27 protein-coding genes and 1 pseudogene are annotated in these 25,558 nt (G+C 44.7%); 16 read left to right on the top strand and 12 right to left on the bottom strand.

Annotated elements, in window-relative coordinates; translation table 11 throughout:
* Window position 1 precedes the first annotated feature (1 nt).
* Complete coding sequence (locus tag FN037_RS17390) at window positions 2–1,180, top strand: AAA family ATPase (protein ID WP_004186760.1); 1,179 nt, start codon at window positions 2–4, stop codon at window positions 1,178–1,180.
* Window positions 1,173–4,292: an HsdR family type I site-specific deoxyribonuclease gene (locus FN037_RS17395; protein WP_142502808.1), complete on the top strand. Its 3,120-nt coding sequence runs from the start codon at window positions 1,173–1,175 to the stop codon at window positions 4,290–4,292. Before FN037_RS17390 ends, FN037_RS17395 begins: the two co-directional genes overlap by 8 nt.
* Window positions 4,293–4,778: 486 nt before the next feature.
* Here FN037_RS17395 and FN037_RS17400 read toward each other — a convergent pair whose 3' ends face one another.
* The 10 genes from FN037_RS17400 to FN037_RS17445 form a co-directional block, all read right to left on the bottom strand.
* Window positions 4,779–5,966: a triacylglycerol lipase gene (locus FN037_RS17400; protein ID WP_142502809.1), complete on the bottom strand. Its 1,188-nt coding sequence runs from the start codon at window positions 5,964–5,966 to the stop codon at window positions 4,779–4,781.
* 447 nt (window positions 5,967–6,413) lie between these two features.
* Entirely contained in the window at window positions 6,414–7,346 is a 933-nt protein-coding gene (locus FN037_RS17405; protein WP_142502810.1) for a COG2958 family protein, read from the bottom strand.
* Window positions 7,347–7,578: 232 nt separating this feature from the next.
* Window positions 7,579–8,838, bottom strand: a complete 1,260-nt coding sequence (locus FN037_RS17410) for a tyrosine-type recombinase/integrase (protein WP_142502811.1) — start codon at window positions 8,836–8,838, stop codon at window positions 7,579–7,581.
* A gap of 403 nt (window positions 8,839–9,241) precedes the next feature.
* Window positions 9,242–9,964: a hypothetical protein gene (locus tag FN037_RS17415; RefSeq protein WP_260607918.1), complete on the bottom strand. Its 723-nt coding sequence runs from the start codon at window positions 9,962–9,964 to the stop codon at window positions 9,242–9,244.
* 360 nt (window positions 9,965–10,324) lie between these two features.
* Window positions 10,325–12,658, bottom strand: coding sequence for a primase-helicase zinc-binding domain-containing protein (locus tag FN037_RS17420; RefSeq protein WP_142502812.1), 2,334 nt, complete (start codon window positions 12,656–12,658; stop codon window positions 10,325–10,327).
* 10 nt (window positions 12,659–12,668) lie between these two features.
* Complete coding sequence (locus FN037_RS17425; protein WP_110296021.1) at window positions 12,669–12,989, bottom strand: DUF5375 domain-containing protein; 321 nt, start codon at window positions 12,987–12,989, stop codon at window positions 12,669–12,671.
* A complete protein-coding gene (locus FN037_RS17430) occupies window positions 12,986–13,219 on the bottom strand; it encodes a hypothetical protein (protein WP_142502813.1) in 234 nt (77 codons plus the stop codon). The genes FN037_RS17425 and FN037_RS17430 overlap by 4 nt, the downstream gene beginning before the upstream one ends.
* On the bottom strand, window positions 13,216–13,758 hold the full coding sequence (locus FN037_RS17435) for a host cell division inhibitor Icd-like protein (RefSeq protein ID WP_142502814.1): 543 nt from the start codon (window positions 13,756–13,758) through the stop codon (window positions 13,216–13,218). Before FN037_RS17435 ends, FN037_RS17430 begins: the two co-directional genes overlap by 4 nt.
* Window positions 13,759–13,767: 9 nt before the next feature.
* Window positions 13,768–13,986, bottom strand: coding sequence for a hypothetical protein (locus FN037_RS17440; protein ID WP_142502815.1), 219 nt, complete (start codon window positions 13,984–13,986; stop codon window positions 13,768–13,770).
* Complete coding sequence (locus FN037_RS17445) at window positions 13,983–14,249, bottom strand: helix-turn-helix transcriptional regulator (protein WP_142502816.1); 267 nt, start codon at window positions 14,247–14,249, stop codon at window positions 13,983–13,985. Before FN037_RS17445 ends, FN037_RS17440 begins: the two co-directional genes overlap by 4 nt.
* A gap of 542 nt (window positions 14,250–14,791) precedes the next feature.
* Between FN037_RS17445 and FN037_RS17455 the strand changes: the two genes are divergently transcribed.
* The 5 genes from FN037_RS17455 to FN037_RS17480 all read left to right on the top strand — a co-directional run bounded on the left by FN037_RS17455 (window position 14,792) and on the right by FN037_RS17480 (window position 19,037).
* Entirely contained in the window at window positions 14,792–15,541 is a 750-nt protein-coding gene (locus FN037_RS17455; protein WP_185929287.1) for a capsid protein, read from the top strand.
* Between the two features lie 3 nt (window positions 15,542–15,544).
* On the top strand, window positions 15,545–15,745 hold the full coding sequence (locus FN037_RS17460; RefSeq protein ID WP_096980945.1) for an ogr/Delta-like zinc finger family protein: 201 nt from the start codon (window positions 15,545–15,547) through the stop codon (window positions 15,743–15,745).
* A gap of 43 nt (window positions 15,746–15,788) precedes the next feature.
* On the top strand, window positions 15,789–16,364 hold the full coding sequence (locus FN037_RS17465; RefSeq protein ID WP_142502818.1) for a phage polarity suppression protein: 576 nt from the start codon (window positions 15,789–15,791) through the stop codon (window positions 16,362–16,364).
* A gap of 659 nt (window positions 16,365–17,023) precedes the next feature.
* Window positions 17,024–17,728 carry a hypothetical protein gene (locus FN037_RS17475; protein WP_142502820.1) on the top strand — a complete coding sequence of 235 codons (705 nt, stop codon included), beginning with the start codon at window positions 17,024–17,026 and terminating at the stop codon, window positions 17,726–17,728.
* A gap of 28 nt (window positions 17,729–17,756) precedes the next feature.
* Window positions 17,757–19,037 carry a hypothetical protein gene (locus FN037_RS17480; RefSeq protein WP_142502821.1) on the top strand — a complete coding sequence of 427 codons (1,281 nt, stop codon included), beginning with the start codon at window positions 17,757–17,759 and terminating at the stop codon, window positions 19,035–19,037.
* Window positions 19,038–19,121: 84 nt separating this feature from the next.
* Here the strand turns inward: FN037_RS17480 and FN037_RS17485 are convergent, their stop codons facing one another.
* Window positions 19,122–20,381 (bottom strand): tyrosine-type recombinase/integrase, encoded by a 1,260-nt coding sequence (locus FN037_RS17485; protein ID WP_142502822.1) that lies wholly within the window; start codon window positions 20,379–20,381, stop codon window positions 19,122–19,124.
* Between the two features lie 421 nt (window positions 20,382–20,802).
* Here FN037_RS17485 and FN037_RS24655 point away from each other — a divergent pair.
* The 9 genes and pseudogenes from FN037_RS24655 (at window position 20,803) to FN037_RS17530 (ending at window position 24,206) form a co-directional block, all read left to right on the top strand.
* A pseudogene (locus tag FN037_RS24655) lies at window positions 20,803–21,060 on the top strand (NIPSNAP family protein).
* 293 nt (window positions 21,061–21,353) lie between these two features.
* Window positions 21,354–21,557, top strand: coding sequence for a helix-turn-helix transcriptional regulator (locus FN037_RS17495; protein WP_021535617.1), 204 nt, complete (start codon window positions 21,354–21,356; stop codon window positions 21,555–21,557).
* Between the two features lie 184 nt (window positions 21,558–21,741).
* Window positions 21,742–22,056, top strand: coding sequence for a hypothetical protein (locus FN037_RS17500; RefSeq protein ID WP_038435616.1), 315 nt, complete (start codon window positions 21,742–21,744; stop codon window positions 22,054–22,056).
* 77 nt (window positions 22,057–22,133) lie between these two features.
* Window positions 22,134–22,382, top strand: coding sequence for a hypothetical protein (locus FN037_RS17505; protein WP_142502823.1), 249 nt, complete (start codon window positions 22,134–22,136; stop codon window positions 22,380–22,382).
* A gap of 101 nt (window positions 22,383–22,483) precedes the next feature.
* Entirely contained in the window at window positions 22,484–22,720 is a 237-nt protein-coding gene (locus FN037_RS17510; protein ID WP_142502824.1) for a hypothetical protein, read from the top strand.
* A 39-nt stretch (window positions 22,721–22,759) separates the two neighbouring features.
* Complete coding sequence (locus tag FN037_RS17515; RefSeq protein WP_142502825.1) at window positions 22,760–23,110, top strand: hypothetical protein; 351 nt, start codon at window positions 22,760–22,762, stop codon at window positions 23,108–23,110.
* 69 nt (window positions 23,111–23,179) lie between these two features.
* The gene (locus tag FN037_RS17520) at window positions 23,180–23,422 is read left to right on the top strand and encodes a hypothetical protein (protein WP_001621683.1); all 243 of its coding nucleotides are present in this window, start codon (window positions 23,180–23,182) and stop codon (window positions 23,420–23,422) included.
* 96 nt (window positions 23,423–23,518) lie between these two features.
* A complete protein-coding gene (locus FN037_RS17525) occupies window positions 23,519–23,869 on the top strand; it encodes a DUF6404 family protein (RefSeq protein WP_142502826.1) in 351 nt (116 codons plus the stop codon).
* Between the two features lie 46 nt (window positions 23,870–23,915).
* Window positions 23,916–24,206 carry a hypothetical protein gene (locus FN037_RS17530; RefSeq protein WP_260607921.1) on the top strand — a complete coding sequence of 97 codons (291 nt, stop codon included), beginning with the start codon at window positions 23,916–23,918 and terminating at the stop codon, window positions 24,204–24,206.
* Between the two features lie 212 nt (window positions 24,207–24,418).
* Here FN037_RS17530 and FN037_RS17535 read toward each other — a convergent pair whose 3' ends face one another.
* Entirely contained in the window at window positions 24,419–25,084 is a 666-nt protein-coding gene (locus FN037_RS17535) for a hypothetical protein (protein WP_021535609.1), read from the bottom strand.
* Window positions 25,085–25,558: the final 474 nt, after the last annotated feature.

The raw sequence follows: 25,558 nt of genomic DNA on the forward strand, positions 1-25,558 counted from the left end.
CATGGGCAAAACACTCCCGGAAATAGCTCAACAGCTTAGTACGCCTCAGAAAGTCAAGAAGACAGTTCATAAAGAAGTTGAAGCGACCAGGGCCGTGCCAAAGGTGCAGTTAATCTACGCTTTCAATAGCACGGGGAAGACACGTCTTTCCCGTGATTTCAAGCAATTGATTGCGCCCAAAGTCATTGACGGAGAAGGTGAAGAGTCCGAGTTGTCGCATAAAAAGATCCTCTATTACAATGCCTTCACCGAGGACTTGTTCTATTGGGATAACGATCTGCAAGAAGACGCAGAACCGAAGCTGAAGGTGCAGCCGAATTCCTATACAAACTGGTTGCTGACCTTGCTAAAAGATTTGGGACAGGATGGCAATATCGTCCGTTATTTCCAGCGCTATGCGAACGACAAGCTAACGCCACACTTCAATCCAGATTTTACCGAAGTCGCTTTTTCTATGGAACGCGGCAATGATGAGCGTTCCGCCCATATCAAGTTATCCAAAGGTGAAGAAAGCAACTTCATCTGGAGTGTGTTTTACACCCTACTGGATCAAGTGGTCACAATTCTCAATGTCGCCGACCCAGATGCGCGCGAAACCCCCGCATTTGATCAACTGGAGTATGTATTCATTGATGATCCCGTCAGCTCTCTAGATGATAACCATTTGATTGAACTGGCGGTTAATCTTGCGGGGCTGATCAAATCCAGCGAATCCGATTTGAAGTTCATTATCACGACACATAGTGCAATATTTTATAACGTGCTTTTCAATGAGTTGAACGGGAAAGCTTGTTACATGTTGGAGAGTTTTGAGGATGGTACATTTGCCCTCACGGAAAAATATGGCGACTCTAACAAGAGTTTTTCCTACCATCTCCACCTAAAGCAAACAATCGAACAGGCAATTGCTGACAACAACGTTGAAAGATATCACTTCACGTTACTGCGCAATCTTTATGAGAAAACGGCCAGCTTTCTGGGCTACCCTAAATGGTCTGAACTCTTGCCTGACGACAAGCAGCTTTATCTGAGCAGAATCATCAATTTCACCAGCCACAGCACGCTATCGAATGAAGCCGTTGCGGAGCCAACGCCAGCGGAGAAAGCGACTGTCAAACTGTTGCTCGATCACTTGAAGAACAACTGTGGCTTCTGGCAGCAGGAACAAAAAAATGGTTGATTGCACCAAGCCAATTGCTGAGTCCAATAATTTTATCATTTTGGACAAATACAACCCGGACTGGAAGATTACCGAGAGCTACCAGAGCGAAGGTGATCTGGAGCGTGAGCTGATTCAGGATTTAGTTAACCAGGGCTATGAATACCTGCCAACGCTGAACAATACCAAGGCTATGCTCGCTAATGTCAGGGAACAGTTGCAAACCCTTAACAATGTGGAGTTCCTGGAGGCTGAATGGCGTCGTTTTGTGGAAACCTGGATGGACAAGCCCAGCGATGGTGTTGTCGAAAAGGCCCGCAAAATTCATGATGATTATGTTCATGATTTCGTCTTCGACGATGGCCGTATTCAGAATATCTATCTGCTGGATAGAAAAAACATCCTTCGCAATAAAGTGCAGGTGATCAAGCAGTTCGAGCAAACCGGCACTCACGCCAATCGCTACGATGTCACCATTCTGGTCAATGGCCTGCCGCTGGTACAAATCGAGTTGAAAAAACGCGGTGTAGCGATTCGTGAAGCTTTTAACCAGATTCACCGTTACAGCAAGGAAAGCTTTAACAGCGATAATTCTCTGTTTAAATACCTGCAACTGTTTGTCATTTCCAACGGTACCGATACCCGTTACTTTGCCAACACCACCAAGCGGGATAAAAACAGTTTTGATTTCTCCATGAACTGGGCGAAGTCCGATAACACGTTGATTAAAGACATGAAAGACTTTACCGCCACGTTTTTCCAGAAGCATACCCTGCTCAATGTGCTGTTTAACTACAGCGTGTTTGACAGTAGCCAGACACTGCTGGTGATGCGCCCCTATCAGATTGCTGCCACCGAGCGAATCTTATGGAAAATTAACAGTTCCTTTACCGCGAAGAACTGGTCAAAGCCAGAAAGCGGAGGGTTTATCTGGCACACCACCGGATCAGGTAAAACCCTGACCAGTTTTAAGGCCGCACGTCTGGCAACGGAACTGGGCTTTATTGATAAAGTTTTCTTTGTGGTCGACAGGAAAGACCTCGATTACCAGACCATTAAGGAGTACCAGCGTTTCTCGCCGGACAGTGTCAATGGTTCTGACAATACTGCAGGCCTTAAAAGGAATCTGGATAAAGACGATAACAAAATTATCGTCACCACTATCCAGAAACTGAATAACCTAATGAAGGCGGAAGCGGACCTGCCCGTCTACCAGCAGCAAGTCGTCTTCATTTTTGATGAATGTCACCGCAGTCAGTTTGGTGAAGCGCAGAAGAACTTAAAAAAGAAATTCAAACGTTTTTACCAGTTCGGTTTTACCGGCACGCCCATTTTCCCGCAAAACGCATTAGGGTCGGAAACTACCGCCAGCGTGTTTGGCCGTGAGTTGCATTCTTACGTAATTACCGATGCCATTCGTGATGAAAAGGTGCTGAAGTTTAAGGTGGACTATAACGATGTCCGCCCCCAGTTTAAGGCGCTGGAAACCGAAACCGACGAGAAAAAACTCAGTGCCGCGGAAAATCAGCAGGCTTTTCTTCACCCGCTGCGCATCCAGGAAATCACACAGTACATACTGAACAACTTCCGCCAGAAAACACATCGCACTTTCCCTGGTGCCAGAGGTTTTAATGCCATGCTGGCAGTAAGTAGCGTGGATGCGGCAAAAGCGTATTACGCGACGTTTAAAGAGCTACAGAAAGAGGTGGCTAATAAATCAGCCAGCTATAAACCGTTGCGGGTGGCAACTATCTTCTCTTTTGCGGCTAATGAAGAACAAAGTGCTATCGGTGACATTACTGATGAAAGCTTTGATACCAGTGCAATGAATAGCAGCGCCAAAGAGTTTCTGGATGCAGCCATTGATGATTATAACGCTCACTTTAAGACGAATTTCAGCACTGACAGCAACGGCTTTCAAAACTATTACCGTGATTTGGCCCTGCGAGTTAAAAATCAGGACATCGACCTGCTCATTGTGGTGGGAATGTTTTTAACCGGTTTTGACGCTCCGACGCTGAACACCCTGTTCGTCGATAAAAACCTGCGTTATCACGGCTTGATGCAGGCATTCTCCCGTACCAACCGTATCTTTGATGCCACCAAGACCTTCGGCAATATAGTGACGTTCAGGGATCTTGAACGCGCAACCATTGATGCTATTACGCTGTTTGGTGATAAGAACACCAAAAATGTGGTGCTGGAGAAAAGCTACAAAGAGTACATGGAGGGCTTTACTGATATCGTGACAGGTGAGGCCAAGCGCGGCTTTATGGATATTGTGACGACCTTGGAACACCAGTTCCCTGATCCGGCTAGCATTGATAGCGAGAAGGGGAAAAAAGCCTTCGTTAAACTGTTTGGTGAATACCTGCGGGCTGAAAATATCCTGCAAAACTACGACGAATTTGCCATGCTGAAAGATCTGCAAAAAGTCGATATCAGCGATTCCGATGCCGTGGAAACCTTCAAGACAGCGCATTATCTTGACGATGAAAAGTTTGCCGAATTACAGACCATTCGTCTCCCCACAGAACGTAAGATTCAGGACTATCGTTCAGCCTACAATGATATCCGTGACTGGCAGCGTCGCGAGAAAGTGACTAATGACAAGGATAATTCAACCACTGACTGGGATGATGTCGTGTTTGAAATTGACCTACTGAAATCTCAGGAAATTAACCTGGACTACATTCTTGGTCTAATTTTTGAACACAACAGGCAGAAGAAAGGTAAAGAGGCACTGACTGAAGAGGTTAGACGGTTAATTCGCTCAAGTCTAGGTAACAGGGCAAAAGAAGGTCTGATTGTTGACTTTATTCAGCAGACTAACCTTGATGACATGCCGGACAAAGCCAGCATCATTGATGCGTTCTTCATTTTTGCTCAGCGTGAGCAGCAGCGTGAAGCTGACGCATTGATAAAAGAAGAAAACCTGAATGAAGAGGCTGCAAAGCGCTATATCCGTACATCGCTAAAACGCGAATATGCCACCGAAAATGGTACTGAGTTAAACGAGACTCTACCGAAGCTTAGTCCGTTAAACCCGCAGTACAAAACGAAAAAACAGACCGTTTTCCAGAAAATTGGTGAATTTATTGAGAAGTTTAAAGGGGTGGGTGGACAAATTTAGCCGTGGGCGCATAGGGGGACAAAGTGGTCCCCCTATGCCAGTGTTCGATACAACTGTCAGTGATAAATATATTCTTATTGACTGAAGTGCATATTCCGGGTTATTAGATAACGATCGATAAAACCATCGCTAATAGACGCGGTCTATTTTTAAATTGATATATTTAGATGTATTCACTCAGACTTGATCTGAATATTTTCGCTGGTGGCACATAATCAAATCTGACAGTCTGCTTTGAGCGAGGAGCGAAAATTGCGCTGTACCTCAACTCGACTAAACATAATGGATATGGAAAATACCAAGAAAAAACTTTTTTTGTTAAAACGTTCTTGAACAAACCTGACGGAGCGTTCATGTATTAATTTAATGCATTTATTCTCATGTGAGATGGATATCATTAATATAGTTTTGAATAGCATGTTAAATATAAAATTTAAACTCAGGCAAATATTGTTTTTTCACTTGAGTTTAATTAAAAATAAGAGGTTAGATATTATGCTGCTCTTTTATTTTTTGCATCATCAAATTATATCCTCTTTCATCTAACACTCCCTTATTCGTTTTTAAATACGGCAGCCATTTTTTAAGTATCACATCTCGCTTTATTACATTATTATGGTCAAATATTGATGTTTTTATTTGTTCAAGGATCGAGGATGTGCTGCTAAATCCATTTGTTCCGGCTTTACCGAAAAGTTCGTCAAGTTTAATCCATGAGCTATCAGGCATCCATTTCACCCATTGATCGTTAGGTGCGATCTCATTTCTAACGTTTCCTACTGAATAGGTTTTTTCCATTTTCCCCCAATCATAATCTTCCGAGAGAATACTTCCAGTCAGAATGATTGACTCGAATTGAACTGGTGGATCACCTTCAAACCCCGCAAGATAGGCTCCAATGATATATGTACCGAATGAATGAGCAATAACTGAAATTTTTGTATCTGGTGATTGGCAATATTGGTCTTTAATAGATTGTATCCACTCACGAAAGTCATCAACAGCTTTGCGTCTCTCACCTTTTCTTAATAGAATATCAGGCGTTGTATATCCGTAATAGTAAGGAGCGACAGTCCAACCATCATTGCTAAAAATTGGGACCAATTCACTATTCCACGAAGCATTGCTTAGCAAGCCATGGATTGTAACTAAAACACCTACAGGTTCGTTTAAATCAATTACTTCGCGGTGGCAGTATGCTCTTTTAACTATTTCCAGTGTGTCATCATCTGGTTCGTGATGTATTTCCCATTCAGAACTCCTTTCATCTAACAAAATTTGTATTACTCCATATTTCTGACCAAACCTTCCTCTTGAAAAAAGGTTGATAAATGCATTAACGAGCTTAGGGTCATCTTCAGAGCAAAACATGATATCAGCTTTTTTTCCACTTAAAATTAGTCTTTCACCTTTGCTCGGGATATCTTCTTTCTTTTGGAGGACAATGACAACGTCAATGTCAGATGGGTTTCTATGGTTGGTTACAAATGATCCACCTATAAACACGAATCTAGCATAACGGCTTTTTGCAAAATCTAGAATGTCTGTGATTGTTTTAGTATAGGGTTTGCGAAATTCATCCTGACAGAATCTCTCAATAAATTCGTATCCATTACAACGGTGAACTCCTTCGGGTAACTCACCACGCTGAGTAAAGGCAGGAATAACATTCATAACATTTCACTTCCTTATTTATTTGGTGCGAGGAATGAACATATACGTATAAACACTATGAATTTTAGTGATATTAGTCTGTTTTTTTGGTGATTGCAATATCTGATTGGCTGGTTTCAGTACAACATATACAGATAAAAATTAATTATTAATAGTATTATCAGTACCGCTCTAAAAAACTGTCCACAAAATGTCTGCTTCTGGCACAGAAGCTGCCTGTCAGAATAGGTTTAGATCTGTACCATAGCTGTGTCAGGTAAAATCTTAGCCAATACAATTTAGATCTACATTGAAGTGGCTTACTGAATTTCCTAACTTTTATTATATTCACTACTCCATCGATTTGCAGACAGAGTTTTTAAATATCACTAATTCTAAATAGCTCACTGTTCATTAATCTATATTTTTAATCTACTCTAATATTTTATTAAGAAGCATTAGAGTAGATTATCTATTCCAGAGCGCTTTGTGTATTTTTCCTGTCTGGTGATAATCGGAAACCAGATCGATAAACTCTTTAAAATCCTTGTTTTCTACCACCAGGCGGTTGACGGATTGCCAATCAATACTTGTTCGCTCTCGTGCAGGAATCAGCGTTTGGCTATTACCGGGATCTTGCGGATTAAGAAGGATCACGCCAATACCATGCAATGCACACAACATCTGCAGCTCTTTTTCTACACCACGCTGCTTATCTTCATTTATTTCGGTCGCAATAAGATAACCAAAATGGGCCCAGCTTGAATTGCTCACTGCCTGGAAGAAACATTCTCGAACATTGCTACGGTTAAGCTGACGTTTTACCTCAAAAGACCACAGACGGGTTAAACGCCCTTCGCTATACCGTACGCAGTTTTGCACAACGCTATCCCAACCTTTATCGAGAGGCTGCAAAGCAACAATATCCGGATAAAGCCAATGGTTTGCCCCAAGACCTTTGTTGTTGCTTGAACGCTTTTCATCGATACGACGGCAAAGCAGTTCTTCTTCTTCAGAAAGGTACTCAATCAAAAGCGGGTAAAGAGCATGCTCAGAAAAAGCTACCGTCTCAGCAGACGGAGTCGGAGCAATATCAAAAGATGACTCTTGTTGCACGCCATTATCGATTTCCTTACCCCAGTAATAAAGTCTGGGCCGAGGTTTGTCACGCGTTATAACCTGAGGACACATCGCTTTTGCCTGAACGGTTCTGCTCCCACCGACTTCAGCAGCTATTTGACTCAAGAAATCTTCATCACTGGCGAATCGAGGATTTTGACGCTTTACAGCAAGCTCTGCGCCATAGTGATCAATGATTTTTTGGGCAAGCTGACGGGCTGTAAATTGCTCATCAGGATTAGCCTGAAGAACATTAATAATCATCTGTGGGCGACTAGTCATGGCTCCTGCCTTTAATGTAACAGTAAGAACGCTTCTATCTGAATGAATGGCTAAATCTCAGATGCTGCTTTTCTGATGAAACAGTGTAAAACTACCTTTCACTTGAACCAAGCTTACAATATGAGTTTTTGGCATTGAACAACAGATTTCATTACAAAAACGAACACCGCATCAGAAGCCATGTTAAAGAAAAAAATAAGGTATGTCAGATACATACCTTAAATACATCTAATCATTCCATGCTTAATTTGGCAAAATCAAACGGACTCACCGCCTTATCCCTATTCGCATCCAGAAAATCAGCCCACCATTGCAGCATCAATTTGCGCTCATCAAGATGCTCGGCTTTGTGAATGTAAGCCGCTCGCACAGAGTTACGCTCCATATGGCTCATCTGCCGTTCCACTGCATCTCTCGACCACAACCCTGACTCAATCAACGAACTACACGCCATTGTCCTGAAACCGTGACCGCAGACTTCAACCTGTGTGTCATATCCCATCACTCGCAAAGATTTGTTCACCGTGTTTTCACTCATCGGTTTGCGAGGGTTATGATCGCCAATAAAGATCAGTTCATGATCCCCACTGAACGTCTTTATCTCCTCGAGAATCGCCAGAGCTTGACGGGAAAGTGGAACCAGATGAGGTGTACGCATCTTTGATCCTCGCTGAGAATGTTTCACGCCGGGAATAGGCTCTCGCTCAGGCGGGATGGTCCACATTGACGTTTCAAAATCGATCTCTGACCAGCGAGCAAAACGCAGCTCACTGGAGCGAATAAAGATAAGCAGAGTAAGTTCCGTTGCCCAGCGGGTTAGCGGCCTGCCGGTATAACCGTCTATTTTCTCGAGTAACTCAGGGATACGCTTTAATTCCAGCGCCGGACGATGTTGTCGATTGCCAGAGGCGACGGCTCCAGCCATCTCCTGCGCTGGGTTGTAATCAATCAGCCCGCTTTGTACTGCATAACGCATGATGGCCGTGGTGCGCTGTTGGAGACGAGAAGCCACCTCAAGACGTCCAGACACTTCCACTGCTTTAATTGGTGCCAGTAAATCACGAGTACCCAGTTCAGCAATGTTGCAAGTACCAATTGCCAGGAAGATATTGTCCTCCAGGCTCTTTTTTACGCGATTAGCATGATCTTCCGACCATTTTTGGTTAGTCGCAAGCCATTCTCTGGCAACCTTCTCGAAAGTAATAATCTCTTTCGCCTGCTCTTCTTTTAAAGCACGCTTATGCTCACGAGGATCAATGCCAGCAGCAACCAGCTTTCTAGCCTCTTCTCTCTTTTGTCTGGCATTAGCTAACGAGATTTCAGGATAGACACCGAACGCCATCAAATGTTGTTTACCGCCAAAACGGAAACGAAATCGCCAATACTTTGAGCCGTTAGGTTTTACAAGTAAGGACATACCGTCGCCGTCAACAAGTGAATACTCTTTCTCCTCAGGTTTCGCAGAACGAACTTTAGTATCCGTTAAGGCCATAATGGTCCTCCTTCCATTGGTATGTCGTGAGTATACAAGCAATATCGAATCGACAAATATACTCATTAGTATACTCACAGGCTTGTTGATGTGGGTTGAGTTAGGTTGACTTCAGTTGAGGGGAAAAGCGGGTAAAGCCTTGTGTAGCGCGGATTTTGGGCATAAAAAAAGACGTCGATTGACGTCTATTTATATACTTTTGGTGCGAAGGCCGGACTCAAAACCCAACACAACACACTGATATTAAAAAGATTTAATTATAACACTCAAAAATATGCCCCTTTTTGTGCCCCCAGTCGTTTTGTCGCCACCGTATTGATAACAGATTGAAGCATATACCTTTTAGGTTTAGTTGTTCTTAGCCGGTAAGGTTCCGCTATACGGATCCTTATCGGAACAAAAATTAACAACTCATTAATTCGAAAGCCGCCTTGATATAACTTTCTTCAGGTTTGAATCGTGACATGTGTCGCACACAAATAACCGGGATATTTCTGCTATTAAGATTGGCCATAAAAGCGAAAGTGGTGTGGTAGCCTTTCGGGTGAGAAAATTTGAGAGTAGATGCATCGCCAAAGTGCTTTAGCAACAAACTAGCAGCGGAGATTGACTGGAGGCTGTTGCTATATGCAACGATGAGATCTGGTTCGCTCAAACGGGCTGTTACATGCTCAAAAAATGCCATTGAGTTTGCTTCGATTTCATTCATTGTCATGTTGCGACAAGCTGCTTCTTTTTTCAGGGTTGCAGCATTCTGAGAACACATCATGAATGCGTTGGTATAAACAACATCTTCCCAGCTATAACCGAGAGAACAAGGTATTTGCTGTAGTCTTTTAGCAAGATGAGTGATACCCCATTTCCCTTGTATCCCTTGTTGAATACCGGAAAGCAAAGGATGAGCATAATCTTGAAGAATAGACTGGCGGTTTGTCATGCCTGAATCAGCTAACGAGCCATTAAAGCCCATCATGATCAACCGCTTTCTCGATGGTGTTGCAGCCAAGAGGTCAAAAGCGCAGTCATAAGGTCGACCAGGCAAATCAGCCAAGTGGAAGCGGGATAGTCCTTCTAGAATGAAATCTCTGGTCTTTTCCACTGCTAAGATATTCCCATGAAATTGCATAGCGACATCATACGCAAAAAAAGTTTTTTTGCATTTAACTGTTCACACTGTTCACCTCTTAATTTTCATGTTTAATATCAGATAGATAGATGGTGACGAGTCGGTGAAGAGTGAACAGTTAACTATTCACCTCAGCACGTCTCTGATCTGTTCCGGTCGAACATCAGCGAAATACGATGGTGACGAGGGGGTATAAATAGTTTTTTTTGGTTTTACTGTTCACACTGTTCACCTTTGATTTTTTATCAATAATTTCATAGAGATAAAGGGTGAACATACGGTGACGGGTGAACAGTGGATTGTTCACCTCTTGCTGATAGTCAGAAAGGAAAAGACCGGCTGTTGCCGGTCTGAGGTAGGTTATGTTGCTGCGGGTTCGTCGCACTTAGGTAACCAGTCGTCATAGCTTTCATCTTTCAGCGACAGGTTTGTCTGGATCCCCTGTTTTGTGTGCCGCTTGTCATAATTCAGCCCGTATTCTTTCAGCATCATGGGCAGCCCCAGCCCGAACATTTTCAGGCTGAGCACGTTCCTGTACCCGTTGGCCTCCATATAGGCCAGATACGCATGATAGAGATATTTACGGTAATTACGCGGGATGATACTGGCGTTCCCCATGAACATCCCGTTGGTCTGTGGCAGCGTTTCCAGATAACCGCAAAAATCAAAGGCCGGGTCAGCGTCGCGTTTGATACTGAGTGCCTCGTCCGAGTTCTGCTGAGACTGCAACAGTGTGCGGGCGCTCATCGGGTCGCTGAACTGCTGCATCAACTGGCGCACAATCACGGCCAGCTCGCGGGCGATTTTGTCCTTAAGCTGCGGGTCGCGTTCTTCCGGGGCAATCTGTTCCGGGAAGTGAATAATCACCCGGCGACGGGAGACGCCGCCGCTGCGGTCGGTGAAACGCATCGGGTTGTTGTTCACGGCCAGAATCACCGCCGGAATGTGGGTGGAATAGGCGTTCTGGTACTTCGGGTCAACGGAGACCGCATCGCCGCCGGTGATGGCCTTGAGTCCCGCCCCGTCACCGCTCCATTTCTCCTGGTCAGGCAGACGAATCAGTGAGAAACCAATCAGGGCTGCGCGCTCGCGGGGCGATTCCAGCGTTTCGATGGTGGCGGAGGTGGCGTTATCCTCCCCGGCGAGCATTGTGGCGATTTCGGCCAGAATACTTTTCCCGCTGCCCCCCGGCCCGGTCACTTCGAGAAAGAGCTGCCAGTCGTAGCGGTTCGCCAGCACCATAAACAGCGCCGCCAGAATCACATCGCGTTTTTGCGGATTTTTACCGGCCGCCCGGTCGAGCCAGCGCCAGAAATGCGGGGCGTGGGTCTCCAGCGTTTCCCCCGCCACCGGCGGGGTGAAATCGACATCGCACAGGGTGCGCAGCCAGTACGCTTTGTGGTGCGGGCTGAATGTCCCGCTTTTCGTGTCGAGCACGCCGTTACGAAAACCAATCAGACGCCGCGCCGGGGTGTCCTGCTGCGGAATAATCAGTTTCAGCGTCTCCACGACGGAGGCAATTTTTCCCGACGAGAACGGGGCGCGCAGACGCCGGAACAGCCCGGCCACATCGCGGGCAAAATCAGACGGCGGAATGATTTTCCAGATGCCGTTTTCATAGCGGGACAGGTGCTGGCCGTTCGCATCCACCGCCAGCGCCTCGCCATAGTGTTCATGCACCCGCATGGCCTTTTCACTGGCGCTCATGGCGGTAAATTCTGCTTCACTCATGGTGTCAAACGGGCTTTGTGCCGGTGGCCGGATGGCGTCATAAATGGCGTTACGCGTGTCTTCTTCGCCTTTCTGCATAAACGCATCATTCCAGTCACCGAACACCGGCGGCAGGGCAACCGTGCCGTTACAGGCGTCTGCGGCCGCTGCGGCTTTGCTCTGGCCGTTACCGTTGAGGTCACGGTCGGCGGCGAGAACAATCTGGCAGGCCGGGTGCTTCTGACGGGCCAGGCTCGCCAGAGAAAGGAGGTTAACGGACGACAGCGCCACCATGACGGTTTCCCCGGTCAGGTGATGCACGGTGAGAGCCGTCGCATACCCCTCCGCTATCCACAGGCGTTTCCCGGCCTGTTTTTTCCCTTCAAGGGTATGGCAGCACCCTTTGACTGCCCCGCCTTTCAGGGTGCGTTTGAGGCCGTCAGCATCGATAAGCTGGAGGTTAACCAGCGCGCCGGTCCCGTCATGCAGTGGCACCACCACATCACCGGCACTGAACGTCACGCCGCCGGTTTTGTGCGTGGCTGTCAGGGTCAGGCATTCATGCGCGGGAAAGCCCTTGCGGGTCAGGTACGCATTGCCGGTGACCGTGCGGGTCTTCTCCATCAGTCTGACGGCCAGCGCAGCCGCCGCTTTACGGTCAGCACCGATTTCATCTTCTGCGGCCGCAATCACCGCCGGGGAAACCGGCGGCAGGCTGCAGGTGACGGCGTTCACCCTGCGGGCAGCCTCAGCCGGTTTAATACCGAACACCTTTTCGACCAGTTTCAGGCCGTCGCCTGCACCGCACTGGTTACAGAACCAGGTGCCGCGCCCCTCTTTGTCATCGAAGCGAAAGCGGTCAGAGCCGCCACAGACCGGGCAGGCCTGATGCCGGTTTTTAATGACCTTCACCCCCAGCGCCGGGAGAATGCGCGGCCAGTGGCCGCATGCCTGATTGACGGTTTCCGTTACGTTCATGTTCATTGTTTTTCCCTCAGTGCAGCACAGGCGTTTTGATATGGCGGGCGCAAAGCTCATCCATGACGGCGAGTCCCAGAAAGGACAGTGACGGGGCGGCCTTAAGCGGCCCGGCTTCCATCAGGTCTTCCAGCAACGCGCAGGCAATCTGGCGGCCTTTTTCCTCGCCGTGCTGGCGCAGATAGAAGCCCTCCAGCTCGGCGGCGATGGCGCTTTCCAGTGCATCGAGGGTGAGATACGGATAGCGGTGCTGACGTTCGCACAGGGTCAGCCAGGCACAGGCGACGGCGCGGCGGTACAGTGCTGCACGTAATACAGGCGGTAAGGGCTGTTTCATGCGCGTACCTCCTCAGTGAGCCAGCGTGCATTGCAGCGTTCAACCACATCATCAAGCCGGGCGGTCATCAGGTGAATGACGGAGGCAAGCTGTACCTGTTGCTCCGGGTCACGACGGGAAGACATGCAGTCCTGTACCTGCATGAGTTCGCCGACAAGCTGGCCGACATTGCGCAGGTGCTCAAGGTGCAGGAGGTCAGCACGGGTGATGGTCAGGGTCAGTTCGTTCATGCGCGCACCTCCGCAACCGGCAGGCGGCCGGCAAACGAAAGGATGTAATCACGGACAAGGGCAAGGCGGGCGGCCTGTTCATCACCGGCCACGGTGCGGAGCATACAGATACGGGGTTTACGGTCTGCACGACGAACGGCGGCAAATACAAAGACAAACTGCGGGTGTGACGGGGTGAGGGTCGTAGCCATAGCGGCAACCTCCTTGAAGTAGCGGTTATTGCCACCACCGGAGTTCCTACGCTCATGGGTGGTGACCCGGACGGGGGTAGGAATACCGGCCTTCAAGGGAACCGGCCAGCCCGAAGGCTGCCCCGCCCGGACCACCATTATCACTATAGAGCCACGGTGTGAGTGAATACACCACAGCCCTGAAAACGGGTGTGCCTGAGCCACGACATAAAAAAAGACGCATGGCGCGTCTGTTGTCGCCTTGAAGTAACACGGGTTCCTACGCCCGGCTGCCGATTTTGCGACAGCGCGGAAACTATACCCGTAAAAAACCCCGGCAGGCAAGCCAGGGAAAAGAATAATTAACACAACGGCACCTCAGCAGTCAGTGAGCGTGTCTTTCCCGGCGGGGCGGGAACGGTGATGCTTCTGCTCACTCTGTGGGGCGGCACGCTCCACACTGAATGCCGGTGAACGCACTCTGTAGCCCCGGCTGGCGCTTTTCCCTTCCGTGACAGAGGTCAGGGCAAGACTCAGCAGATGGGCATCTTCGGGGGAAAGGGTGTGTTTCTGTCCGCCAAGGGTCAGGATAATCATGCGCACATCCCTCCGTTACGACGGGCGATACAGTCCGCCATCCAGGCGCTGACCTCGGAATGTACCCAGGCGACATTTTTTCCACCGAGAGAGACCTGTTGCGGAAATTCGCTGCGGCTGATGAGGTCATAAATGGTCGAACGGGACAGGCCACAAAGATGCATCACTTCGGGCAGGCGTAAAAAGCGCTCCTGAGTCCTTTCAGGGACGGGCATCACCGGGGTAAGCGGTGCGGAGGATGGAGAAGAAAAAGCAGTGTGCATCGGGCTACCTCATTGGGTTTATACAGCGCCGGGCATGTCTGTCCGGCTTCGGGTAGCTCCCTATTTTGTGAATATTTTAACACGGGGCAACAAGTCATTTTGTACTGACCCACCACACAACAGAGTGATTTTTAAGCAGTGGCAAACGTTGGCAATCTTTTGGTAAATGTTGGCAAACTGATGGCCCGTTTTTGATTACTTTTATTTATATATTTTCCTTTTTTAATCGATAAAAAGGTCTAATGAGTAGGCTGAGTGAAAAATCAGGACGGTGAACAGTGGTGAACAGTCGGTGAACAGTTACCCCCTCAACTGTTCACCCTTTAACTTACTGTATTACTTATCTTTTTATTTACGGTGAACAGTAGTGAACAGTTATCAGTAAAAAAATAAACGGTGAGTAAGGTTTTCCTGCGACCTCTTTCTGGCAAGCCGGGGTTACGTCCCTTTTGTGCCATCCCTGCCACAACCCTAATGAATCGCCCCGTTGTGTGGTGCACGGCAGAATGACCTCAGCCAACACACACGGAGAGCCTGAAATGATGAAGCCCGCAGACATTATTGCCGCCGCCATGAAAGCGACAACAGAGAAGCAGAGGAAAGAGAACGAACAGAGCGTGGCCATTGCACTGGAGGCGTTCACGCAGGCCCGTGACGCCCACACGGCCAGCATGAAAAAACTGTATGACACCGAAGCGGCCATTCGTCGCAGTGAACAGGAACGGCAGGCCGCGCTGGATGAAAGCGCAGAAGCGGAACAGAGCTGGCGCAGCCGGTTCCGCAGTCTGCGCGGTAACCTCACCCCGGAAATGAAAGCCGAACACTCACAGCGCATTGCGAACCGCGAACTGGCGGAAGAGTTCACCGCCCTGATTGCCGAACTGGAAGACGATAAAGACAGTGCGATGCTCGGCGCATGCAGGTCAGCACGTCAGTACACAACCGCCCACAACACCGCATTCACCACGTATGCCGACGGTGAATGGGCCTGTGCCCTTACGGCCATTGACCCGGCACTGATACGCGCTTTTGTGCTGCGCATCCGTTCGCTGGAGTTAAGCGGCAGCGAATCGGCCTGTGCCACTGCGGCCCGTGAGCTTGCGAACAGCCTGGGGACAATGAAGGCTGTTCACGAGTTTGATATGGCACAGGAGCCGGTATTGTCCGTCACCGGTCTGTACCGCCCGGCACTGACGGGGTTGGATATGAAGCTCTATAACAGCCCGGCCAGACGTACGCAACTCGCGCAGGCACTGGCGGCAAAAAAAGCCGCTAACGGGACGGGGGTATAAATCATGTTTCACTGCCCGTTCTGCAAGCACGCCGCCCATTCGCGCACAAGCAGCTACCTGTCGGAAAACGTCAAACGCCGCTATCACCAGTGCCGGAATATTGAATGCTCAGCCACGTTCCGTACCACCGAATCGGTTGACGGGGTGATACGTGCCGGGGTGCTTGTGCCGTCCCCGGAGCCGGACAGTCCACCGGCACCGTAAATACCCCTCTCATACACTGTTAAAGACCACGGAGAGAACACCGTTGACCACACTCACACCACAGCAGGCCTTTGACATCTGTCAGGCCGACAAAACCGCCTGGCTTAACCTGAAAACGGAACGGGAAAAGGCAGAGCAGGCGCTCAACGCGCATCTTTCCGGTGACAGTGAAAACTGCCCGGTCAGGGTGGCGGCACTGCGCGGGCGCATTGAGGTGAATAAATGGCAGATTAACCGGGCAGCCGGTCGCTATATCCGCTCGCATGAAACCTTACAGCACGTCAGCATACAAAACGGCCTTGAGGGATTTATGCAACAGCACGGGGCCACACTGGCCGCCGTGCTGGCCCCGGAATTAAAAGCGCTGAACGGCCAGCCGGACTTTATTAAACGTCGCGCCCTCGACCGTGCGACCACGTATCTGCGTGATGCGCTGGCCGCGTGGCTGAATACCGGTCAGGAAATTCATTATTGTGCGCAGGATAATGACATTTTAACCGCCGCCGGACACAGGCCTGACGCGGCTTCACGGGCAGATAATCAGGAAAAATATACGCCTGCACAGAACCAGATTTATGCGCGCCGGTGTGCAGACATGGCCGCGCAGCACCCCGCCTGAAAATCACCGAAAATCCCGCTATTTTTCCTGAATTACGCCATGCATCCCCAGGGTGCATGGTTTTGCATGTGTTTATTCACCTTTTTTACCCCTTCACGCACCAGTCCCGGCGCGGTCTGAGCCGTCTCATGCACCTGCATTAAAACCGCCCCGTTAAGCGGGCAGGCGAGGCGGGGAAAGCACTGCGCGCCAGCGGTAAAGCATTTATTTAATTCTGTTTACTTCCGCGGCATGAGCGCGTCACTGCGCTGTACAGACTCTCGAGGGTATTGATGGTTAGTGCGATTTTGTTCAAGAGTGTAACGGGCTTCTGAGAAGGCCAGTCGAGGGGTAAGTGAAAGCCGTCCGGCGGCGACAGAAATCTGTCTTTTCGGCATTCATTGTATCGCTTCTAAAGCTCCCATTTCCATGACGTATTCGGGCCTGTGGCAATCTGAATCGCCATGCACCTGCATGAAAACCGCCCCACAAGGCGGGAAAGCACTGCCCGCCAACATTGGAATCATCATTAGAAATTGATGAACTTACAATCATAAATGATGTAGCCTTATAACACATGTTATACAGATACATTGAGCTGATTCGAAAACTCAGCAACAAAGTGATGAATCATAAAATCTCATCATTAGGGTGGTCGATTATTAATCTATAGGTCAATCATGAAAATTAAGAATGAGATCTCAGCAGCCACAATCCTTTCAATAATGATGTTCATTTCAGTCTATGCTTTCAAAAGTGGCGAAGCTATGTTTTTTGGCTATCCGTCATATTATATTTACTTAGATACAAATGAAGTTATAAATACCTTACTTAAACTATCATTTGTCATAATAATCATCATTACGTTATCTTTATTTATACGCATACCCACCAAGCTTTTTATTTTATTTATTGCTATAGCACTTATCACAAAACTTATAAAAATAGCCGCATTAAGCCATCAGCAGCCTTTAAATAGCATGGCCGTAATAAATGTTGGAACTAGCTTCGTTATTTTAATATGCTTGTTATATTTAATTCCAAACGCAATTAAGCAAGAAACTGGATATTATACATTGAATGCTAAACCCTGCATGTTTGCAGTTTTAGCCTTCCTTAGTTTCTCCTATTTTTTCGGACTTAATTATCATAGTTTTTTTCCTGGTGGGATTTGGCAAACTGACGATGAAAAAGTTGTAGTAGGGCGATACCAAGACAAGTTTATTTTGAGGCAATGCAACAACGGCAAGGCTTTTTTTTACATAAGTGAAATTAGCAATAATAAATTTGAGAAATTTAAAATAGACACCCGAAATGTTCTCCTTCTTAGATGCCAAACAGAACTCGATGAAATGAAAAAAACAGAATGGATGGTTAATTGGTAATCAAAAAATCAATATTTAAGGAGCAAAGATGAAAAGAACAATATTTTACTCTTGGCAATCTGACTTACCGTCAAAGTCAAATAGAAATATTATTGAGGAGGCATTAAAAAGATCTTTATCAGCGTTAAAAAGAGATGAAAATGAAACCGTTGAGCCTGTGCTAGATCGAGATACTGCGGGAACCCCTGGTTCGCCATCAATTAGCGATACAATTTTTAAAAAAATATCGACCTCAGATGTTTTTATAGCAGATGTTTCGATTATTAACGCTTCTGAAAGTAGCAAAAAAACTTCAAACCCAAATGTTTTAATTGAGCTAGGATTCGCTATTTCTCAATTAGGGTGGGATAGAATAATCCTTATACAAAACACATTGTTTGGTGGACCTGAAGAACTACCATTTGATTTACGTGGACGCAGGGTTGTCACTTATAGTTATGGTCCACAAGACGACACTAAGTCTGAGGTCAGAGGTGTATTACAAGGCAGACTTGAAAATGCTTTAAAATATGCACTGAAAGACTCAAGCATCGGTTCGCTACAAAGTGGCTCAGGTGCTCCTGTATGGTGGGGCGAATGGATTAATTACAATCATGGAAGAAGCTATGGAGGTCATTTATTCATAAGAGAAACTTCCGCAGCAGGTTTTTTATTTGACCTTTCAGTTTATAGTGGTTCTCATTCTGGAAAGATCACATCACAAGCTATTTTCGTTTCAAGAGATATGGCTTATGCAAAAATACCAAATTACAATGATGAATACGGTGAAATCAGCTTCAGACGCAACATAGTTGATGGAAAGAAATTTTTGTCGATAGAAGAAACTGCCAGTTGCTCAAGTCATAGAGGTATGGGAGTAATATTCAGTGGTGAATTCCAATGGTCCAGCGATAACCTTTTTGAACTAGGTTTTCTTAACGAGCTTGACTTACAAAGAATATACAATGTCATGGGATCATATTATTTTGATTTCAAAAAGAGAATGGAGGGTATTGGTAAATACGAAAATCTAGATACTTTTGAGGCCAAAGTTTTTCATGGTGGAGTTAGAGGAATGTATACTTATATGGAGGGAATAATAATGATCTCTCCAGAAGGAGGGATTTGGGTAGCATATTTAGATGATAATGATATTAAATACTTCACCAACGACATCAACTGGAAAGAAAAAACACCTAAGACAATTGATAATTGGTGTAGTAGATTTCAACAGGTTGAAATAAAATATATATCAGATGCAAGTACTTTACCACATGATGCCTTAGACGAAATACTCAAAAACCTAGAAGATGAAATAACTGGAAAATAACATCAATCATTATATTGAGGCATCATTTAATCATTGATTCCTCAATATTCACATTAACAATTAAAAATAATTTTTAATAAATTACTACTTCTGAATTTTAGCATAATCATATGGACTAACTTCGCTCGCTTTATTTGCGTCAAGGTAATCTGACCACCATTGTACCATCATACGACGTTCATCCAAATGCTCAGAAGTATGAATATACGCAGCACGTACATTATTTCTCTCAGAATGGCTCAACTGGCGCTCAATCGCATCATCGCTCCATAGCCCCGACTCCCCCAGCGCACCGCGCGCCATCGTCCTAAACCCATGCCCGCAGACTTCGGTTTTAGTGTCATAACCCATTGTACGCAAGGCGCTGTTAACCGTATTCTCACTCATGACTTTCGCAGCATCATGATCTCCCGGAAATAGAAGTTCTTTATCACCGCTGATTTGCTTGAGTTGCGCTAACAACCCCATCGCCTGCCGACTGAGAGGAACAATATGTTCCTCTTTCATCTTCATGCCACGATGAGAGTAACGCACGCCTTTAATTTCTTCCCGCTTTGCTGGTATGCGCCATATTGCTTTTTCAAAGTCAAACTCTTCCCACCGCGCAAAGCGTAACTCACTGGAACGAACAAAAGTGAGTAAAGAAAGTTCTACAGCAATCCGGGTCATCATTCGGCCACGGTATGCAGCAAGACGTGCAAGGAACTCAGGGAATCGGCTAGAGGGTAAAGCGGGGTAATGTCGCGCTTTGGTTGTAGATAGCGCACCGGCCATATCAGTGGCTGGATTTGAGTCGATGTAATCGTTCTGTACTGCATAACGCATGATGGCCGTGACACGCTGTTGCAGACGCTGCGCGACGTCATGCTTACCGCTGGCATCAACTTTCTTGATCGGGGCTAGAAGATGGCTGGTTTTGAGCTGGCGGATATCAGACGAGCCGATATAAGGAAAGATATATAGCTCAAGGTAACGAAGAACGCGCGATCGATGATCTTCACTCCAGCGCTTATTGCTCGCATGCCATTCGAGGGCGATGGTTTGAAAATTATATGCCCCTGCGTTTTCGGCCTGAGCTTCCTTCTGTTCAGCTTTCGGGTCGATACCCTGCACTAACAGCTTTTTAGCTTCATCGCGCTTTGTTCTAGCCTGAGCAAGCGTAACAGTAGGCCAGACACCAAAAGCGAGACGATCCTCTTTTTTGTCAGAGGGGCGTCTGTATTTCATGCGCCAGTATTTAGAACCCTTTGCCGAAACCTCAAGATACAAACCACCACCATCGGCCATTTTGTAGGTTTTATCTTTAGGCTTTGCGGTCTCTACCTGTCTGGCGTTGAGCTTCATTTTGGGGGCACATTTCTAATCGAAGTTAAGATGCCCCCAATTATGCCCCCAGTGCCCCCCGGATTTCAATGGACGGGCTCGGACAATGACGGATACAAAAATCTCTGCAAGCCTTGATTTTAAAGGGTTTAGTGGACTTTCTCGGATGGTCTTGGAAAAGGTCTTGGTGCCCGAAGGCCGGACTCGAACATCGCATTTAACCCTATGTTAAGAAGCAATAAAATTTAAAAGACAATTTTCAGTACCAACAAATATACCAACAGTCCCATTCAGTGATTATCGAACAGCGTGATAACTCATTAGTATACCTACAGCTTAAATCTCTTAACGAGCTGTTGGCAAGAACAACTCTGACATTCCGTATAAGGAAGCTAAAGTAATATTAGATAGAAATGGCGTGTCAGTTATTGTCCCCTAGGTCATGCGCGAAGTCAGTGTTCCACTTCATACCCGGAACCGTATCGATGTGGTTGCGTACGGAAACTCTCTGCACGATGCTGACAGCTACTACCTCATACGGGCTTTTGAAAGTGAACAACAGATGAAAAGCATTCTTGATGATTTCTATGCGAGTGCGGGTTGGCGCAGTGGCCCATGAGAAGCAATCATCAGTCGAATTGAACTCAGTTTAAAATCAGTTCTATCACTACCACAAAGCGGTATTGATGGATTGAGATAAAGCGAGCAAAGGGGGATGCGCTGTTCAAGGGGTATCCTCCGCAGTACAGAATTTAAACTGAATCATCATAATTCGTTGATAAATAAGTGTATTTTTAAAATCCCTTTCCCGCTTCTAAAAATAGCACTTTTTGCTAAAGCCCTCTAAGCCCCGTCTTGTAACAGCATTCAATCTATTCCTTTCTGATTTGTACAAAAAACACTCATTTACGCAATAATTCCGAAAAAACAGGTGTTGATTGTCATAAGCGATATTCGAATAATAACCTCATCAAAACAACGACGAGGAAATATATGAACGAAAGAAAAAGATTTATCCGTTTACCTGAAGTATTAAATAGAACTGGCCTTTGTAAGGCTTGGATTTATCGCCTGATTAGTCGTAATGAATTTCCGGCCCAAGTAAAACTTGGTGAAAGAGCAATAGCATTCTTAGAGAGTGATATTGATAAGTGGATTGATGAAAAGATTTCTTTATCACGTAATAAAGTAGCATAAAAATCAAAATCACAATGGTTTCGGTACAGCCAGTTAGTCTATTAACCAAAAAATATAAACGCAGGAGGTCATATGTAAACACAATCGAACTTAGCATCAGCATAAAACAAAAAATATAATCTGCTCTCAAATAATGCATGAAAATGTAGGGGGCTATACATTCAAAAAAGTAAGGAGTAACCATATGAATACTGAAGAACTAAATAACATTAAGGACTCATCGACTAAAGCTTTTACTGCTATGGCGAAGAATCTTTATATCACAGGAATACGTATATATAAAGAACAAGAAGAGCATGAGATATTGGCAGCCATAATGTTAGATAGCAACAGAACGGAGTCATATATTTTGCATGTTAAAGAATATCTGGCAAAACGCTTTGATGAACATATGGAAGAAGCTGGTAAAAGAGAAAGACTTATCTATGTTGATATGGATAAAGTTATGTTTGAAATGAGATATGTGCATACTAAAGCATTACTTTTTAGTATGAGTTAATAATAGCATGTTCGGCCCTGAAAGGGGCTAATAAAAAACAATGAATTAAATAAGCATTTAACTATGAGGGTATAAATATGTCTAAAGAAAGTATTGCTAGTAATAAATCAACTGAACTGTTCTATGACCTTGCTTGTAGGTCGTTTACAGCAAGTTGGGAGATGTTCATGGAAGTCAATGGTGATGGGGACGCAAATGATTATCTGGATGACCCAGATTTCAAGAATCTATTTATTATTTATGTTATTGACCATATTCAGAATAACTTTGAGAGATTCACAGCCCAAGAAGGAAACAGTGGCGATATTCATGAGGTTAACTTTTAACAAGTCGCTGCCATGTTAGCAGGATATTCAGAAAGCTTTAGAAAGTGATGTTCAATCTTGCCCCGCAAGGGGCTAACCAAAAATATAAGAGGAAAATATAAATGACAAATAAAATATCTGTCACAGTAAGTATGTTGTGCGAAGAAACCCCTGAAGTAATGAATACTATTCAAGAACGTTTTGAAGTGTATGTTGCCATTACTGGATATTCAGTAGAAGAAATCATGGATGATAGCAACTTACTTGATGAATTAAATCGATTTATTAATAACGAGCAGGTTGATGATTTAGGACTGGAATATGGTTGCGTCATCATCAACATTGTTCATAACAGCTGATTATTTTTACTAACTATCAACATAATAAAAGGATTAAACATGAAAGAGATTATATTTAATAAAAGTGAAGAAGAAAAAAACGAACTTATTGCTAACATCTTACAAAGATACTGTGATGAGATATATGCCATTTATGAAAAACATCCTGAAACAGCAATCGATATATTGAATGGAGGGTTCCTTTCAGGCGTCATATATGATGTTTTGATAACTCGTGAGATGAAGAAATACTCTATCAAAAATGATGTATCTGATATAGATAGAAGAGATTTAAAAGCCACAATATCATACTGGCATAAAGAACACATCATAGAACTTGTTATGAGAAGTCTAAAGCAGGATAAAAATCAAGATCCTATTTATTGGAAGCTAAAGTTCACTGTGATCTGATATTAAAATATGATGAATATTCCCTCGTACAGAGGGAAATAATCCTGTAAAGAATCGGAGATAACCAACATGATTGATGAATTCCATGTTATGTATATGTACAAAAAAATTCAAGCTGAAGCGGCTACTACCGACATCAAAACACTGGAACAGTTTTTGAAGAAGTTCCGCCAAGTTGTTGCGGAGCGCCGGGAAGAATACTATCGGGAGATTGGTGAGAAAAAAGCACGTAAGTTGAGAATGAAAAGAGCACAAAGATTACTTGAGAAAATGACATGTGATCGTGTTTCACCAGAGGATCTCAAGGAATGACTATTTGAGTTTTATTAGAACACAAACGTAGAAACGATAATCATTATCATTTATAATGGTTTTTATCGATAGTTAGGTGAATCTGGAGGGAACTGTATGAGCTTTGAAGCTAAAAAGGAACACGCTATTGCCATTATGGAAAGCAAGAAGATGTGGCGTAGTAATTATGCCCCTCCCTTGCTACGCCTCGCATGGAAAGCTGGATTCAAGATACCACCGCTACCTTTTGCCTCATTCTTGCAAATAACCTTGCTGATGGGGGTATGGTTTGGTCCGGCATGGGGGATTTGTATGTGGTTTTCTTCATGGAAGGACAGTGGTATGCAACCGGGCGTTGCATTTGTCTCAAGCATAGTCGCAGGTATTTGCTTTGGTGTTCTTATGGCTGCGTATCATTGGTGGCGAAAGGTAGTTAACAATCTTCCAGACTGGGACAGTCTGGAGTAAAGATCTCTGTAGAGGCGCTATAGCCTTTAAATGGACTGGGTATGACATGGGAAAAATGAAATATTGGCTAATAGCAGGACTTATTATACTTCTTGCGATTGTTTACACAGCTATCAGTGACAGGGATTCTACGCTTTCAAGACTGAAATCAGCAGGTGAAAACGGAGATGTAGAAGCTCAGTATGCTTTGGGTCTCATGTATTTATATGGAGAAATACTGGATATTGACTATCAGCAATCAAAATCATGGTATGAAAAAGCAGCTGCCCAAAATGATGTTGACGCGCAATTTCTGCTTGGGAAGATGTATGATGATGGTCTCGGCATCAGAACGTAGTTTAACATATTATTTGTGTGTTCTTCTTTCGGGAATTGATTTTTAGTTCATTGGCTATATCTAAATATTAGATTAACTCACTGTTATCTGTTTTTATTTTTCTCATATAAAATCTCATTATAAAATGATTGTTATATTATATATTACGAGTTGAAGATTAAGTGTAAAATTACAGTGAAGCGCTCAATATAATACCCTTGATAAAATATCTATTATTCTACTTCATTAAATAGACATTCGGGTATCTTAGGGCGTTGTAGAGACAAGACTTCATCATCCGTAGATAGCTGGCTATTGCTGTCTACGTCATTATTTTCATCCGTATCTGTTCTAAAAGTATAAACGTTCTCAAATCTTTCCTTTTCATCAACAACAAATCCCTGTGCCTTTTTGACATTAGGTCGCTGTTTTGCGTTAATAGAATGAGCTTGTCCTTTAAGGAATATGTTGGAGTTCATAAAGAGATCTCCTTCTTTATCAATAATGATCCCTTTCTTTTTGAGCTTTTTAAAGACAAGGGACATATTTGACTTTTTAATATCTAACTCTCGGCATAGCTTTGCCTGTGAGATATGAAAGCAGTTTCCAAACTCCATGATATTTAAGATCCTTGCGATAACTTTTAACTCATTCTTTGAGATATCAAGTTCTGCGAGCTGCTGGAAGTTTTTCGTGAACATATGAACATAATCAACATCTTTCTTGATGGATTTGATGTTTTCTTTTCTTGAATAGATATTGGTAATATCTTTATGTGTGCTGTGGTAATGCTCGAATATCTGCACTTTCTGTTCAGTAGTAAAATGATGGTCATCAATATACTGTGTTAGCTGAAAGGGTGATAGACTGCTAAGGGATTTAAAATCTATCTGTGTCATTGTATATTTCCTTTTATTGTTTTTTATTAATACATAACAGATTAAACACTATCGTCAATAACAAAGTCAAAAATCAGTGGAAAAAGTTATAAAATAGTGGAAAGCTATCCATTGAGTATGATGGATAAAAAGCTTATTACTTTCTGGCTGGAATAAGTTTACTTAGAGTGGAGTGTCCGCCAGTTATTGAATAATAGTTTTAGTGCGGAACTATAGTTATAGTTTTTGCTAACTATGGTTATAGTAAACTATAATCCGAGTTATAGATATCGATAACCATAGTTATAGGAACCTATAACCTTTTTTCTGTAATATATTGTTTTATATGAGAAATAACAGCTGTAATATAGTAATAAGTTTAATATAGTAAAAGGGAATGTGTGCCTGTTGAATGGCACCTGCTGTTTTATGAATGGCGTTGGAGGTTTTCAGCAATGAAGGATGAATTGTATTGAAATATTTCTTAATTGATCT

Source organism: Klebsiella sp. 2680, assembly GCF_900198535.1.
GTDB classification, from domain to species: Bacteria; Pseudomonadota; Gammaproteobacteria; order Enterobacterales; family Enterobacteriaceae; genus Klebsiella; species Klebsiella indica.